Below are 15256 nucleotides of genomic sequence, written 5' to 3'. Positions count from 1 at the left end.
TGCCGGTGCCACGGTGCTGTTTGGCACCACGGGACAGATCAGCGGTGAGTACGCCGCTCTCGTCGTCGGCATGTCGGCACCTATGCTGCTGACCCAGCTCACCCGCGTCGAGACGGTGAACGATGCGCTGACGGCCGACCGGCGGCCGGCGGAGACTGCCGGGGAGAGCGCAGCGCCTTCGGCTATTGGTGCCGACGGCTCCAGTGCCGCAGCAGCCGCAGGGCCCGGCGCTTCCCCACCCCGAACGCAGCCCCGGCCCCCGCACTCCGCGTCTCCGCCCGGCCCTGCCCAGTCCGCCGCCCGTGCCGAAAGCCCGTTGCCCACGGGGCCGATGTCATCGCCCCGGCCGCCTACCCCGGTTGCTCGCGCGCAGGAACCCGCCCCCGACGGACCGCCTGGGGACCGAACACAGCTTTCGGAGTCCCTGCGCTCTGGGGACACTCCCTTCTCGACGGACCCGGCCGACGGCGCGGGATCTGGCCTCGATGGTGGCGGCGCGCAACGATGGCAGCAGCGGACGATCGGGGAGGAGGGGGCATGAACAGCGTTCCGCAGCACCTGCACAGCGAGGACCGCCAGGATTTCGAGCAGATCCTCGATGAGGCGCTGCGTTCCACCCTGCCCCGGCCGGAACAGGCCCCTTCCGGTTCTGCGGCCAATCCCGGCGAACGGCGCCGGCCGACGCCGTCCACCCGCGAATCCAACCCCCGCTCGGCAAGCGCCGACCACCATCGCCGGGCAGGTCTGGGGCCGCGGCCCGCTGCGGCCACCGTGCGCGCCGAACGACCGGGCGGCCGCCGGATCAGTAACGGCGTCGCGGCGCGGCGGTGGGCCGGAATGTCCTACGGCCGGCGTCTGCTGGCAGCAGTCTTCGGCCTGCACGTCCGTCCAGACGTACCGAAGACAGCCGGAGCGGCGGAGGAATCCACACCGCCCCCGGAGACGACCGAGGCGGCCGGATCCAGTGCATTCGCCGTCTTCGCCGCTCCCGCCACCGTCCTCTCCGGAGCAATCACCGCGATCTGCTTCCTCGCCGGCCTCGTCCTGAAGATGTTCAGCTCCGGGAAGGCGTCCGCCCGGCCCATGTTTTCCGCAGGCTGGGTGTTCGGATCCGTGACGGTCGGCTTGATCATCATCTGCATGATCGTCCAGCTAGTCACAACTCTGCGTAAGAGGCCCTCGCCCCATGCCGAACCGTACGGCGAGAAGACGCCCCGGCCGCCGACCGCCCGTGTATCCGGCTCCGACGCTGTCGGAGCGCAGCTCAATCGCGAACAACTGCGCACCATGGCGCTCAACGCCACCGCACTCATCACGGTGGCCGCGGCGGCCGAGTACCAGCACTACGTGAAGGTCCGCGAGGAACTGCGCCAACCGGCGCCGTCCACACCGCCGTCCACCCGCGGACCCGGCTCCGCAGGCGAGCCGGCAGCAGGGATCGCCACCACCCTCGGCGAGGCCGCCGGGGCCGGCGCGGGCCTGGGCGCCGTCGCGGCCGTCGTCACCCCCGTCCTCGCCGGAACGGCCGCGGCGATCTTCCTGCTCGTCGGCTACATCGTCGGGCTACAGTCCATGATCACCGCCGGATGGGTTTTCGCCGCCGTGACCGCGGCCGCGATCGTCGTCGCCGTTGTCGGACTGCTGCTCACGGCGCTGCGCACCCAGTCCTCGCTCGAATCGGGACCGTACGGTGAACTGAGCGGGGAAGTGGCCCGGGCCAGAGAAGCCTGGCACGAGGCACTCCTAGAGCGCGGCATCTTGCCATTCCTGCGGGAGGCGCTCGCCGACCCCGGAACGTCCGCGGCACTGCACAGCACGACAACGGCGTCGACCAGCCGTATGCCGCGTCTCGGCTACGACCAACCGGGCTTCCGCAGCCCGGACGACGGTGCGGCTCCCGGCCCGCGTCCGAGCTTCACCAGCCCGGACTACACCAGCCCGGACTTCGGAGGCCCGGAACACCAGCCGGAGTAACAGTCAGCTTGCGTCATCCCATTCCCGGGGCTGGGAGGGACAAGTCCGTTACCGTACCGCCCCGCTCTCATCGAGAGCCTCACGGCCAAGACCGGGCTGGATCTCCAACCGACGTGACCTCAGCTGCTGAAGATCGCTAGTGCCAATGGCCACGGCTGGCGATCAGCGCCACACTGCTCTGCCCGCTCTGCTGCTCCGTCGTTGGCTTCACCTCACGTGCTTGGCAGACTGCTCTTGCACACAGTGACGGGAGGCATGAGGTGGGACTGGCCGACTCCTTCGGAGCAACGGTGCTGGTGGAACGACACCTTCTCGCGCTGATCGATACCGACCCTGAGATCGAGGAGCCCTTCTCTCGTCTCCCTCGGAACGGGTCGTTTCTCGTCCACGAGGGTTCCGTCGTAGTCGCGTCTGCGCTGGAAGACCAGATGGCTCGGGTTCGGGTGGAGCTGTGGGACTCGATGCCGGACGCACCACCCGGAGATGCGTATCAGAGCATGGGCGAGCCGGCCCCCGTCACCTTCGATTCTGAACAGATCCAGCTGATCAACCTGATGCGTGAGCCTTCCGGAGACGAGTACGAGCTGGCGGATGCGGGGCCGTATCAGGTACGCGTGTGGGTGGGGCCGCAGGAGGAGGATCCGGAAGAAGAGCTTGAGGCATATCGGCTCTTCGAACGGTTCGTGATCCAGTTGTGGCGTTGAGTCGTCAGGCGGGGCGGCCCTCACGGAACCACCCCGACTTCGCGGACTACTTCACCTGCACGTAGAAGGCGTCGCCGTCCAGGATGCGAGCGTCGTTGTACCAGGCTGAGAGTTGAGAACCAGCCTTCTGGTTATCGGTGCTGTCCAGTGCTCGTGCGGAGAAGTTGCCTTGGGCTTTGTAGGCCCCTTCCTTGGTGGTAGCGAAGGGGTACTCATCACAGTCCTTGTCCTGACTGGAGTAGTTCGGCCAGTTTGCCCGGCAGACCGCCCGAGCGGTGTCGCGGTTCTGCCTGCGCAGGGTGGTGTCGTAGAAGATCCGGTGCAGCGGCTTCGCCGACGGTGCGCCGGGGACCGCCTTACCCGCCTTGGTCGGGACGGTGTTCTCGGGATGGTGCTGAGCGTCGTAGATGTGCTGTGCCGTCTCGTTGACGGCGGCGTTGCTGCGGTCGTACGTCAAGGTGTTGCGGGTGTTGGTGAAGATGCTGCCCGTCTTGTACTTCTCATAGGAGGCACTGTCGAACCGGACACTGATCTTGGGCTCGGGCAGCTGGACGTTCTTGTTGTCCTTGGCGATGAAGAAGGTTGCGGGCACGAAGTCGAACTTGTGGACCTTGTCCCGGCCGGTACCTGAGGCTGCGTCCTCGTCGAAGGTGAGCAGTTCCATGCTCTCCCTCTTCCAGTTCTTGATGCTGGCGTCCTCTTGCGCCGCGCCGACCTCACCGCGGAAGCCGCCCGAGATCTGCGTGACGCCCCCGTGCTTCTGCCCCTTGTGCAGGATGGGGCCGGTCCCGCTCGACTGGTTCCACCGGTTGATCAGGAACGTCGTCGAGTCCTTGACGGTGCCGGTGGTCTGGATGTCCTCGAAGTACTGGTCGAAGCTGACGCTCCGCTCGCCCTGGTAGGCGAAGCCGATGATCGTCTCGACATAGGTGAGCGTGCCGACGGGCTCACCGGTACGCACGTCCGTGCCAACGACCTGAACCGTTCCTCGCCGGCACAGAGCGAAGTGGTTCTTGACCCACTCGGGCTTGCCCGCACTGTTGCCGTGTCGTACGCATTCCCCGTGCGTCACGTCGTGGTAGTCGAAGTCACCTCCGCCCGGAGGGCGCGGGTTTGAGGCGCGGGCGACAGACGGAGCGATGCCCTGGGCGTCAGCCGCAAGTGAATCGACTTGTTCCAACGGCGTGTAGGTCGCCGTGTAGTTGATATCGGATGCAGTGGGCTCAGTGGCACTGACCGCCGTCGCCGGTGAAAGAAGCACAGCGAGTGCGCTCGCGATGGCAGGCAGAGCCAGTCTGGCAGGTCTCACACATACCCCCTGTAGATCTTGGTCGCGATCAATGTAGCTAAGGGGTGATGGTCGGCCCGTCCGCGCGCCGCAGGGCATCCGAAAGGTGATCAGAGCCACATAGCGTGTCCGGCCCGTCGCACAAATGCCCTGCAACCAGAGCTTGTTGGGCGCTGTCGTCGGCCTGTCTGCAGCAGTCGCACGATCACCGGCAACGCCGTGCGGGACGTAATCCACCGATTCAACGAGTCGGCTTGGACCGTCTGGACCCTCGATGGGCAGGAGGCCGTCCCGCCAACTCAGCCCTGACGACGAGGACTTCCTTTCAGAATGCTGGGTTCTTTCGGGCGAGGATCATGCAGTGGGCGAGTTGGAGGAAGGCGTCGTGCATGTCATTGCTGGTCTTCCAGCGGATCCGCAGGCGGCGGGGGCTGTGGAGCCAGGCGACGGCGGACTCGGCGACCCATCGGACGCGCCCCAGTCCCGAGGCCGTGCGATTGTCCGCGGCGGGCGATCCTCGGGACGATGCCGCTCGCGCAGGCGGCGCCGATAGCTGTCGTGGTCGTACCCACGGTCGGCATACAAGGTGCGGGGCTTGCGCCTGCGCTGCTCCCCACCTCCACCACCAAGAACCGCGAACCAGCCCCTAACCATGGAACTTGAAGTCGCCCTGACTTCGTCCCATCCGACAGGAGGTGTCGAGCGAAGAGTTGTGGCCCTATCCTGCCTATATGTTCAACGGGGGATATCCGCCGCCTGGGCCAGCTCGCCCGGTCCGCGAACTGCGCCAACTGGTGCGTAGCGACTTGGAGTGGTTCGACTCCCTTCCCGCCAGGGATGACCCAGAATGGGCTCATTTGCGAACAGCCGTCCTCTATGCATCGCTGCGATGGCGAAACGCTCGCGCCAAAGCGAATAACGTTGCGGCCGTGCCTATATTCCTGTGCAGTGCCGGCGGGTTGGCCTCATGGCTTGTAATTCTTCCCCTATGGGCGGTAGACAAGGGAGAGGTTCAGCATCAAAAAGCCCTGTCTACAGTCGCATTATTAGGGGCGTTTTTCATCGCTATTATCGCGTCGACCATGGTCTACTTCATGGTCCGAAGACGCAGGGCCAGTGCTCCCGAAGCACTGACGGTCGATGTGTTGCTTCCTGCCTGTTCCCTGGCTGTCGCCCTATACCTAAGCAGGGTCAGTCCGCGAAGTCTGGTTTTGCTTGGCGCGTTCGGCTGCGCGGCAGCGTGCTGTCTCTGGATTTCCGTGTGGTTCGGAGCCTTGCTCAGTGACACCATCACCAACAAGGTAATTACCCGTCGATGCCTTCCGTTCGACGGATTACTGATCGACGTCGTACACCTTACCGCTGATTTCCACCGCAGCAGCCGTTGGCGTCTTTCCGCCAGAGCGGCCCGGCTCGCCTGCGACCGCCTCGAATCGCTCGCCTTGGCCTCGGGCAAGGCGATGACCGCGCCAGGCCGGGCATCACCCCGCGCGAGAAACGAACTGCGACAAGACGGACTGCGGCTGGCTGCTGTATTTCGCGCCCACCAGAAGAAGGTAGCTACAACACACACCGTGGAAGACGCGGACAGGATTGTCGCATCTCTGTTGGTGGCGGTCGAAGCACTTGCCACAAGCGACCGAGACACGCTACTGGCGCATGCTCCGGACTCGGTGCCGGTCGTGCGCAGGCTATACAGCGCCCTCATGCGCACCTGGCCGCCCCTGGTAATGATTGCTTCCGGTGTCGGACTACCCTTCATTCCGCTCCTGGCTGATCAACCCGCGGCGGCAGGGAGCCTCCGCTGGAGCCTCATCGTTGCTGGCGTGCTCAGCATCGTCGCCGGGCGAGACACGGCCGGGCAGGTCGGGGGAATCCTCGACAAGGCGCTTCCCTGGCGAAAGTGACCGGCAGCGAAACTGCTCAATGAGACGGACAGCACCACAAGATCCCCGACAGCTGAGGCGGTTTGAGCCGGGCTCCGGCGACCAGTCTGTAGCGGCCCCGGCTAAGGCCGCATGGACAGGGCGGGTTTCAGTTGGAGACGTCCGTCTCCAGGCGAGGTTCGCCGAGTTCGTCATGCATGGCGTCACGCAACTCGCGCAGGACGGTCCCATAGGCGTCGATGACGTCCGCCAGTTCTGGGGAGTCGGGCTTGGCTCCGGAACCAACGACGTCGCGGAACGCCTTCAAGCGGTTGAACGCCAGGTCGGCGGCTGCCACGACGGGCTCGCGGCCCGACAGTACGACTCTCTCCCTAACCGCGTAGACCTGGTGGTTGCCGAAGGCGGCGCGTGCGGCGAGATCTCGTGTCACCTCGACCGGGTGACGGCCGTAGGCGACCGCGAACAGGGATTCCTGGGCGAGGTTGAGGGCGGTGAGGAACTCGCCGTAGAGCGCGCCCTGTGTTCCAGCGCCTGGCTCTGGACCTCTCGGCCCCAGCGGGCCCGGTCGGCCAGCAGGGTTGAGCCGACTCCGACAACGGCACCGAGTAGTCGATCTTGGCCATCGTGGGCAGGAAGACCGTAGGTTGCCCCAGGCAGAATCGGTCATTATTCCAGGTCACGGGGGCTGACACCGCTGGCCGAGACGTAGGCCGACGCGTGGAAGGACTGGGTGGGGCATCGGAGCCGCAGCCGGCGCAGCAGGCGAGTCGGCAACTCCTCCTGGTTCGAGCGCCCATCCCTGGGAGTGGCACCTGAGGCTAGGCTCCGCAGACGTCGGTCGACCTGTCGGCTCGCGGCCCGCAAAGGTTCGGGTTACCGCTGGAACCTTTGACTACCAGTTGGACAACATCCGGCTGTGGCCCCCGCTGAAGCCTCACGGTGTTCCCTACAAAAAGACCGTCCTCGGTATCTTCTTCTGGTTCCACGGTCCGGATTTCGCCACTGATACCTTTGGCGGACTCACTGAACTGAATTTTCGCCTGACCGATACACATGTGACTGGGATCATCCGGACATGGGCCCTTATTCCAGGTGTACGTGCCACTACGGTCTGCCTGAACGACTAGGGTTGCTCCGTGGCCTTGCCAAATGCCGATAAAGGGCGCAAAGTCGTCAACCGGCTTCCCGAGTTTTTGGATATACGCTTGTAGCGCCGTCGCCGTGTCATCCAGCGCGTGCGTGTCCGACAGGATGTTGATGTGGGAGCAGGATGCTCCCAGGGTTACGGCCAGAGCCTGCTGCAAGGCGGGTTCTTGTGGCTTCTGCTGACCATTTAGATGAGACAAGGCATCGCTGCCGCTCTTTAGTGTAGAGAGAAAGTGAACCAGTTGTCCTGGCGCGGCGCGTTCGATGATGCCTCGAGCAATCGCCACTGCCAAGATTTTATCGAAGCCCATCGTGCAGCGCTCCAGCCGAGACGCTACTTGGCTGCCAGGGCGAGCACGTTCTGTTCTGGCACCAGATTCAAGGTAGCCTTGAGAAGAGTTACTGTCGACAATTCCGTCATTACCCAGGTCGATGTCACCGAGGTCGAACATAAATAGTTTTCGGCTGATGCTGACGTCGCCCGCGAGCTGGGTTAGTGGCGCACTTACCGGCAAGTAGGGGATGTCCTTACACCCGCTCGGCAGGCTGATCTTTCGATCATGTGGCGCCAGACAGATTGAACCATCAGTGCCAGAGGGTGGCAGCGGCCACGCCGCTCGCAGGTTGCGGCCCAGGATCGGTTCCATAGCGCGGGCGGTGGAAGTGTAACCAAAAGGCGACCCCAGAAAGGGCGTATCGAAAGTTACCAGGCCGCCGATAATAGTGCTGGCATCCTTTCCGTCTTTACCCATTCCACCATACCGGGCATCTGCAGCGAACTGAGTGGCCAGCCGCCCAATGAGTGGGCGACAACAAGAACCTTGCCGTTCCCATGCGCTTGCGATACCTGCCGCAAGTAGTCCGCCAAGCAGGCGGCGATCTCAGGATTGGCGGCCCAATGAAAGTTGGCCGCCTGATAGTCGAACGCCAGCAACTTCACGCTCTCAATAGTCCTATTGAGCCTTTTCTCTAGACCATTTTTGACCGGGTTCATATTACCGGCGTTGCCGGTCCAGCCATGCACAAGAACGACGGGCTGAACTTGCGGTGAAAGGTTGTCAGGCTGGTCGCTCCTGGGTGACTGCCCTTGGCAGCTCGGTGGCTCTGCCGAGGCAGCGGTCGCCGGGGAAGAACTGGGCCAAATCAGCGTGCTTACGATCGCCGCGACGATGCCGAAGTTGCCGAGCCGTTTCACTTGGTCTCCGATGTGATCGCGATCAGCCAGCGCTTATGAGACTTTAGGAGTGTGGCTCGCCAAGAGGAATTTCTTCCGCTTTCGTCGACGAGGGCAAAGGTGGCGGTCGCCGAGTCGTCCGCGTTGACACGCATCGTCCCTGGCTCGGCCTTGAGCGAACGCAGGCTTCGTAGCTGTCGTGGCAATCCTGGAGGTAGCTTCTGGCCCGGTGGAAGTTCCAAGGCAGCCGCTACACGGGAGGGATTGCCGCTATGGAGGTCATCCGCGAGCCGTTGCACCTGAGCCACGTCCTCCGGCGAGGTCGTTGGCGTGGGCTGTGGCTTCGGCTCACCGCCCGAGCACCCCGCAGTAACGGCCGCTGACAGCGCGATACCCAACACCGCCAGCACTGACCTTACGGCTGGTTTCCATCCCATTGCCGCCCACGCTTTCTCCGGTCCAGGTACTGAGGGAGCTTCTAAATGTAAACAGAGACGCTAGTCTTGAGCACCGTAGATAGAGAGCTCAATGGTGTACACACCCGGGATGTTATTGCATCCGAATTGTTTAAACTTCAATTCATCTACCTGACGGCCCGGCCCGGGAAGATAGAATTCGAAATACATTTCAGCTGGATGGGCGCGCTTGCTGTGGAGTTCGGTAAACACGTACATGTCAGAGTCGCGATAACTGGCGCTTCCGCAGAACACATCGTAATTGGCCGGGCTCGACCTCAGGGCGTACCCGCGTTTTTGCAGCTCAGCCACTAGCCGGCTCACTATCTCGCCCTCGGCGCCAGTGGCTGTATAGATGTAATTGGTGCTGCAGCCGGCATCCGTAATGATCGCGAGGCAGTCAAGGGTCTGATCGGTGCGTTGGTATTTCATGGCCTTGAACTGCGGCACCATGAGGCGGTCGGCACAATACGACCCGAGTAGGACGAACAGGATCAGCCCGGCTAAGATAAGGATAACTTTGCGCATTTGATAAACTAGTTACGTTCTACACTGTACAGAAAGTGTAACGCAATTACCATGGTTTACCATTACGTTTGAGCTCCTCTCGATGCCCGACTCCTATTCTTCCGGACAAAATTGCGGCAGAGGATGGGTTACCAACCGCGCCAGCAATCATTCCACGAGCCGTCTAGGGCTCAAACGGAAGCGACAGCACGGCTAACCTGAATGGCCGTGCCTTGAGATTATTGCTTTGTCTCGCCAAGAAGAGTGATCGAGGCATCCCTGACGGCCCGCCCTGTGCTGAGCTGCCGCGACGCGTCCGCCAACGTGCCGCGGATGCGGCCAGGGCGCCCCAGACGGAGCATGGAAGTGGAAGCTGCTCGATCGACACTCCGTCGCCTCGGGACTGCCCATGACAGACTCGCAAGGACTCCACTGCGCCAATGGGCATGAGCTTGAGCCTGACCAGCCGGCGTCCAAGTTCTGCACCACGTGCGGCGCGCCCATGGTCATCACGTGTCCCAACGGCCACGAGGTCCAGCCCGCTTCGTACTGCATCGTGTGTGGCGCGGCCTTGCCTCCCACCGGACTGTCGACCTCTGGTGACGAAGGCACCGTCACCACTTCCTACACGGAGGTCAGCGGTGAGTCCGCGGACGCCGACGCCGGGGACACAGCTGCCCTGGCCGGAGCACAGGCCTCAGGTCGGTCCCCGCCCGAGGCACCGCCACCGATAGGTCCAGGGAAGCACCGACGTGGGCCGTCTAACCGTGCTATCGCCGGCGGGGTACTCGCCGCCATCATCATCGGCGTCGGGGCGTACTTCGGTATCACCCAGCTGACGAGTTCGGGCACGGACAAGCCGGCCAGCGTGACCTCGACAGGGTCATTCGCACCGTCCACGGAGGAGCCCTTGCCCTCAGCGCCGGTGGAAACCGAAACCTTGCCCTCTGCGCCGACAGGGCTCTCGCAGACGCCGCAACCCAGCAGACCTGTCGCGCCGCCGCCATCGGCGACAGCTGGCCCGGCAGACACCGTTGAGGCGTACTTCGCTGCTATCAACGCCGGTGATTACAAACAGGCTTGGGATCTGGGAGGAAAGAACCTCACCCACGGGTCGTACTCGGCCTTCGTGAATTCATTCGAGGGCACCGCCTACGACTCGGTCACCGTCATCTCTGTTGCCGGCAACACCGTGGGGGCCGAGCTCGACGCAACGCAGACGGATGGATCACGCCGTTACTTCGCCGGCACGTACACCGTCCGCAGTGGCGCCATCGTCGCGGCCAACATCCACAGTCAATGACCGTCAAGACCCCCGACCCACGCCGGAAGCGTCTGGATCCGGCCCGAGTCAGGGGCTGGGCGGGGATGAGGTCCGGGACACAAGGAGCGTGACGGATGATGGCAGAACGAATTAGCTGCCCGAACTGCGGCGCATCGATAGTGTCAACTGCCGCCTTCTGCCCGGAATGCGGCCACCGCCAGGCGAAGCCCGGTGCTGGCGCCGCGACGCCCCCCTCAGGGCACATCCCGGCTCCGCCCCCGCCGCCCGGACGGCCGCCTACCGGCGAGCCACCAGCGGGCGCCCCGCCGCCGCATTTCGGCCCGCGGCCGACACCCGCGAAAGGGTTCTGGGCGGGGCTGTTCGACTTCGGCTTCACCACCTTCGTCACGCCCAAGGTCATAAAATTTGTCTACGTGGTGGTGACGATCAGTATCGGGCTGACCTGGATCTACTGGCTCTATCTTGGGTTCCACGCCTCGCCCAGCCTGGGCATTCTGGTGCTGGTCTTCGGGCCTCTAGTGGCGCTGCTCTGGCTCATCGTGTACCGGATCATGCTTGAGCTCGCGATGGTGATCTTCCGAATAGGCGCCGACGTTCACGCGATCAACGAACGCAATGACCTGGAGTAGGCCGCGACCACGAGCCACGACATCCCCGCAGCTCATATCGTCCCCTGGGACAAGGTCGAGGTCCTTGAGGTCCTGGATGAACGACCGTTGCGGCGCCCTGGACCTGGCGGCCTGACGCACTCCCACAGGGGGCCGGAGGGACAGGAGACTCCGCAACATCGGCCACGACAGCACGCAGCCTCCCGTCCCAGCTATCACCCACCGGGGCGAACAGGCGACCCCCGGACCGCACGCCGGCACGGACCCGGAACCAACGACACACGCATACGCCGTGTCACTGGGGCAACGCCTCTGCCCGGGAAAGGACACGGGCGCTAGAAATCTGCAGCACGGGGGGATGACCGCAGGGTTGTCGCGCTTGCGGCAGCCGTCATCACGACCCAGACGGCATTCGCCCCTCCACGGTCGCAGAAAACCAGCCGCCGGGCGCCCCCTTTCCGCCACCCGGCGTCAATCGAGCGGCATCGGACCTTCGCCCGCGAACGGCACCAGCAAGCGGCCCCGGTCGTCCAGGCGAGCCTGCCCCGCGGGGTGAATCTGCCGTTCCTGACCATCGGGGAAGCGAAGCCGCACAGCACTGCTCACTCGGATCGCCGCGGCCAGGCGCACCGGCACACCCCGCAGCACACCACCCCACTCCGCGGGGCCAGCGGGAGAGACCGCTCCCAGATCAACATCGACCGTCACCTGCTCTCCCGCCACCAGGAGCACGAAGGTCCCACCAGACGAAGAGGCCACCCCTCCACCTTGTCCCTGACAAGGTCACCTCCGCGACCGCATGTCGAGTGGCACCACTGCACTTCTCATCGGCATTGATCATGTGTCGGCGACGGGTGACTGGATCTGGGGCCGGGATGGCCGCGTACGTGGACGGTGACGTGGAAGACCGGCAAGTCTGAGGTCATCGTCCCCGGCCGGCGATGGCGTCGGTGCCGGTTCGGCGGTTTGCCTGGCGGACCGGTCAGCGTCACCGGCCCGGGCTGGAGTGCCTGGTGACGACCGGTCGGCAGCACGGCTTCGAGAGTCTGGCCGAACACTGGCTGCTGCTGGTCCTGGACTTCGTCGGCGGGTTCGACGAGGTGCTGTCCCAGCCGTTTCGTCTGCGGTTTTTCTCCTCGCAGGGCAAGGGCTCGCACATTCCGGACTTCCTCGTGCCCGCGGCGGGAGCCTCGTGGCTGGTGGACGTGCGTCCCGGGGGCCTGATCGGCGAGGAGGACGAGGTGCGGTTCGCGGCGGCAGCGCAGGCGGCGGCCGCCGCAGGCTGGCGCTACATGGTGGTGACCGGCTGGCGCCGGCAGGTGCTGGCGGGGATCGACGCGTTGTCGGTGCGGCGGCGCCCGATGGCCGATCCGCTCGGGCTTGAGCGGCAGCTGCTGACTGCGGTTGGCCGGCGTCCGTGGCGGTTCGCCGAGCTGGTGGACCAGACGCAGGTTCCGGCGGTGGCCCGCACGCACGCGGTCCATCTCCTCTGGCACCGGCGGATGGCCGTCGACCTGACCCTGCCGTTCGGGGATGCGACCTGGGTCTATCCAGCGGGAGGCCGTGATGGATGACAAGCAGCAGCCCGCCCGGTTCGAGGACCTGAACGACGATGACCAGAAGCGGCTCCGGCTGAGGGTGGCCCACTTCCTGGAGGCCGAAAGCGGCTTCCGCAGCGGCAGCCGGCATTGGCCCCAGGAGGGTGAGCCCCGGCCCGAGTACGACCCGGAGCGGACCACGCTGACCGAGCGGCGGCTCGCCAAAGTGGCCGAGCTGAAGGCTCTGCACCCGGACGACGCCCGTCAGCTGGGTCTGGGGCAGGTCAGCGAGCGCACGCTGCAACGGTGGTCTGCAGCCTGGCCTGAGCAGGGGATCATGGGGCTGGCGGACGGCCGTCTCACCCCCGTGCTGCGGGGGCACCGCAAGATCACGTTGCAGGTGGCGGAGGCGATTCACGCGGTCCACGCGGAGTGTCTGCACCGTTCCCGGGTCGGGATGAAGACCAAGGAACGGATGATCCACCAGTTCGTGCGGGAGAAGTTCGGCACGGAGGCGGAGAAGAAGATCCCGCACTACACGACGCTGTTGAAGGTCTGGAAGGAGTGGTTCGGGCCCGAGAGCGGACGTCAGCGCTACCTCCGCTCAGCCGCGGCGGTGGACACCGGCGGTTCCACCGTGACGATCACGCGTCCCGGCCAGGTGGTGGTGCTGGACACCACGCCGTTCCCGGTGAAGCTGCGCGATGACGTGTTCGGTGAGCCGATCACCGTCGATCTCACCCTCGGACTGGACGCGTTCACGCACTCCCTGGTGGCCTTCCGGCTCACCCCGGAATCGGACTCCTCCATCGAGGTGGCCATGCTGCTGCGTGACGTGATGCTGCCGCTGCCGATGCGCCCGGACTGGACGCCGGACATGGAATGGCACTACCCCGGTGTCCCGGCCGCGCTGGTCACGGAGTTCGCCGGCCATCCGGTCGCCGGACGGCCGTTCTTCGCGCCCGAGACGGTGACCAGCGATCACGGCAGCGTCTACAAGAACCACCACCTGGTGCAGGTCGCCCGCACGCTGGGGACGGTGGTGCTGCCGGCGAGGGCGATGCGCGCTCAGGACAAGGCGGCCTGCGAACGCGCGTTCTTGGGAATCCAGTCGCTGCTGCTGGAGATGCTTCTCGGCTACCGCGGGCGGGATGTCGCCGACCGGGGTGCCGACCCGGAGGGCGACGCGGTCTGGACCCTGGACGAGATGGAGCATCTGCTGGCCACCTGGATCGTGAGGATCTGGCAAAACCGCAGGCTGGACCAGTATGCGCCCGCCTGGGACCCCGGCGGTCGGCACAGCCCGAACACCCTGTTCGCCACGGCGGCGGCCCGCGACGGGATCGCTCTCCAGATCCCGGAGGCGAGCCTCTACCACCGCCTTCTGCCCGCGCACTTCGTCAAGATCCACGGCCGTCGCGGGGTCAAGATCGGCGGACTTTGGTATGGCGGCGACGACCCCGTCCTGGGCGAGCTCAGGTTGTTTCCCTCCCCTCGCAGCGGCCGGCACAGGGACAAATGGGTCGTGCACCGCGACCCCCGCGACTGCCGGCAGGCGTTCATCGAGCTCGCCGGGCAGTGGCACACCCTGTCCTGGAACGGACTGCCCACCGGCGAGGACCTCCTCGCGTTCTCCGACGCGCGGGTCCAGCAGGTCCTGCGCGAGGCCGCCCGGGCCGGGCTGACGCCCCGCGACGACACCGAACTCCTGCCCGTCCTGCTCGACTTGATCGGCGCCCGCTCCCCGGTGGACTCCTGGCCGAGTCAGATGACCAAGGCCGAGCGGGCAGAACGGACCCGTGAAGTCGCCCGCGCACGGGCCGCCGAACGCGACCGGAGGGCCCCCGCCGGCCTGACGCCGCTGCCCGTCGCGCCGCGGCCGGTCGAGCTCGTCCGCCAGAACCAGCAGGCCGTCGACGCGGAACGGCGCCGCCGGCGCGAGGCCGCGGTCGCCGCTCCGCTCGTCTCACCGCCCCGCCTCGGCGACGGCCTGCGCGAGCACTCGCTTTTCACGCTGCCCGACGCCGATGACGAGGCCGGTTCCGCTTCTCAGCCGGTACAGGAAGGACCGCAGTGACAGGCGAGATGGAGACGCTGCCGTTCGTCCTGACAGTCCCTGCTCCGGCCCGTGACACCGTGGCCGGCTGGCAGCACTGGTGCCGCACCCGCAAGCTGTTCGTCCCGGCGCCGGTGATGGACCGCGCGGCCTTCGGGCTCCTGAGCCGGCGCAAGCAGATGCTGCACAACCTGCACCGCACGGCCACCCACGCGAACCTGCAACTGCTGGACACCCCGATGAGCCGGGCGGTGGAGAAACTTCTCAGCGGCCGCATCGAGACCAACGCCTTGAAGATCAAGCCCACTACCCGGGCCGGGGTGATGGTCTCCGGCGGTGGCTACCAGGGCAAGACCGAATGCGTCTGCGAGATCGCCGCCGCCTTCCAGGAACGGTGGCTCGCTCTCAACGACTACCTCAACCCCGATGCCCGCCCCGGCAGCCGTGACCTGCACATCCCGGTCGCCTACGTCCAGACCCCGGTGACCGCGAAGCCGAAGAGCACCTGCAAGGCGATCCTGAACTTCTTCGACGCGCCGCTCGGCCCCCGCATGGACCTGCCCGACCTGATCCGCCAGGTTGCGGCGTCCCTGCGGACCACGGCACCAAGGTCCTGATCCTGGACGACATCACGA

Annotated in this window: 13 protein-coding genes and 2 pseudogenes; 8 read left to right on the top strand and 7 right to left on the bottom strand. The window is 65.4% G+C overall.

Annotated features, from left to right (window positions below):
* Positions 1-1248: 1248 nt before the first annotated feature.
* Together EDD92_RS48320 and EDD92_RS48315 are read left to right on the top strand one after the other, a co-directional pair.
* Positions 1249-1974 (top strand): annotated as a pseudogene (locus tag EDD92_RS48320) (hypothetical protein); the annotation flags it as partial.
* A 260-nt stretch (positions 1975-2234) separates the two neighbouring features.
* Positions 2235-2678 carry a hypothetical protein gene (locus tag EDD92_RS48315; RefSeq protein ID WP_123970168.1) on the top strand — a complete coding sequence of 148 codons (444 nt, stop codon included), beginning with the start codon at positions 2235-2237 and terminating at the stop codon, positions 2676-2678.
* A 46-nt stretch (positions 2679-2724) separates the two neighbouring features.
* Here EDD92_RS48315 and EDD92_RS48310 read toward each other — a convergent pair whose 3' ends face one another.
* Together EDD92_RS48310 and EDD92_RS48305 are read right to left on the bottom strand one after the other, a co-directional pair.
* Positions 2725-3750: a NucA/NucB deoxyribonuclease domain-containing protein gene (locus EDD92_RS48310; protein ID WP_185124376.1), complete on the bottom strand. Its 1026-nt coding sequence runs from the start codon at positions 3748-3750 to the stop codon at positions 2725-2727.
* Between the two features lie 541 nt (positions 3751-4291).
* Positions 4292-4569: pseudogene (locus EDD92_RS48305) on the bottom strand (transposase); the annotation flags it as partial.
* A 326-nt stretch (positions 4570-4895) separates the two neighbouring features.
* Between EDD92_RS48305 and EDD92_RS48300 the strand changes: the two are divergent.
* Positions 4896-5873 carry a hypothetical protein gene (locus EDD92_RS48300; protein ID WP_123970166.1) on the top strand — a complete coding sequence of 326 codons (978 nt, stop codon included), beginning with the start codon at positions 4896-4898 and terminating at the stop codon, positions 5871-5873.
* 127 nt (positions 5874-6000) lie between these two features.
* On the opposite strand, the gene EDD92_RS48295 is transcribed toward EDD92_RS48300, so the two are convergent.
* The 4 genes from EDD92_RS48295 to EDD92_RS48280 form a co-directional block, all read right to left on the bottom strand.
* Positions 6001-6282: a hypothetical protein gene (locus EDD92_RS48295; RefSeq protein WP_123970165.1), complete on the bottom strand. Its 282-nt coding sequence runs from the start codon at positions 6280-6282 to the stop codon at positions 6001-6003.
* 388 nt (positions 6283-6670) lie between these two features.
* Complete coding sequence (locus tag EDD92_RS48290; RefSeq protein WP_123970164.1) at positions 6671-7750, bottom strand: hypothetical protein; 1080 nt, start codon at positions 7748-7750, stop codon at positions 6671-6673.
* On the bottom strand, positions 7702-8193 hold the full coding sequence (locus EDD92_RS48285) for a triacylglycerol lipase (protein ID WP_123970163.1): 492 nt from the start codon (positions 8191-8193) through the stop codon (positions 7702-7704). Before EDD92_RS48285 ends, EDD92_RS48290 begins: the two co-directional genes overlap by 49 nt.
* A 476-nt stretch (positions 8194-8669) precedes the next feature.
* Positions 8670-9155 (bottom strand): hypothetical protein, encoded by a 486-nt coding sequence (locus tag EDD92_RS48280; RefSeq protein WP_123970162.1) that lies wholly within the window; start codon positions 9153-9155, stop codon positions 8670-8672.
* Positions 9156-10059: 904 nt separating this feature from the next.
* On the opposite strand from EDD92_RS48280, the gene EDD92_RS48275 reads away from it, so the two are divergent.
* The gene (locus tag EDD92_RS48275; protein WP_185124375.1) at positions 10060-10437 is read left to right on the top strand and encodes a hypothetical protein; all 378 of its coding nucleotides are present in this window, start codon (positions 10060-10062) and stop codon (positions 10435-10437) included.
* A 95-nt stretch (positions 10438-10532) separates the two neighbouring features.
* Entirely contained in the window at positions 10533-11048 is a 516-nt protein-coding gene (locus EDD92_RS48270; RefSeq protein ID WP_123970160.1) for a DUF4282 domain-containing protein, read from the top strand.
* A gap of 450 nt (positions 11049-11498) precedes the next feature.
* Here EDD92_RS48270 and EDD92_RS48265 read toward each other — a convergent pair whose 3' ends face one another.
* Positions 11499-11759, bottom strand: coding sequence for a hypothetical protein (locus EDD92_RS48265; protein ID WP_123970159.1), 261 nt, complete (start codon positions 11757-11759; stop codon positions 11499-11501).
* Positions 11760-11968: 209 nt separating this feature from the next.
* Here EDD92_RS48265 and EDD92_RS48260 point away from each other — a divergent pair, with 209 nt between their 5' ends.
* The 3 genes from EDD92_RS48260 to EDD92_RS50635 are packed head-to-tail and all read left to right on the top strand — an operon-like array spanning position 11969 to position 15238.
* Positions 11969-12601 carry a TnsA-like heteromeric transposase endonuclease subunit gene (locus tag EDD92_RS48260; RefSeq protein ID WP_123970158.1) on the top strand — a complete coding sequence of 211 codons (633 nt, stop codon included), beginning with the start codon at positions 11969-11971 and terminating at the stop codon, positions 12599-12601.
* Complete coding sequence (locus EDD92_RS48255) at positions 12594-14642, top strand: DDE-type integrase/transposase/recombinase (RefSeq protein WP_185124374.1); 2049 nt, start codon at positions 12594-12596, stop codon at positions 14640-14642. Before EDD92_RS48260 ends, EDD92_RS48255 begins: the two co-directional genes overlap by 8 nt.
* Positions 14639-15238, top strand: a complete 600-nt coding sequence (locus EDD92_RS50635) for a hypothetical protein (protein WP_221268230.1) — start codon at positions 14639-14641, stop codon at positions 15236-15238. The genes EDD92_RS48255 and EDD92_RS50635 overlap by 4 nt, the downstream gene beginning before the upstream one ends.
* The last annotated feature ends 18 nt before the right edge of the window (positions 15239-15256 follow it).

Source organism: Streptomyces sp. TLI_185 (assembly GCF_003814765.1).
GTDB lineage: Bacteria > Actinomycetota > Actinomycetes > Streptomycetales > Streptomycetaceae > Streptomyces.
Note: the sequence above shows the minus strand (reverse complement) of the source record. Positions and strands in the feature narration are given on the sequence as shown.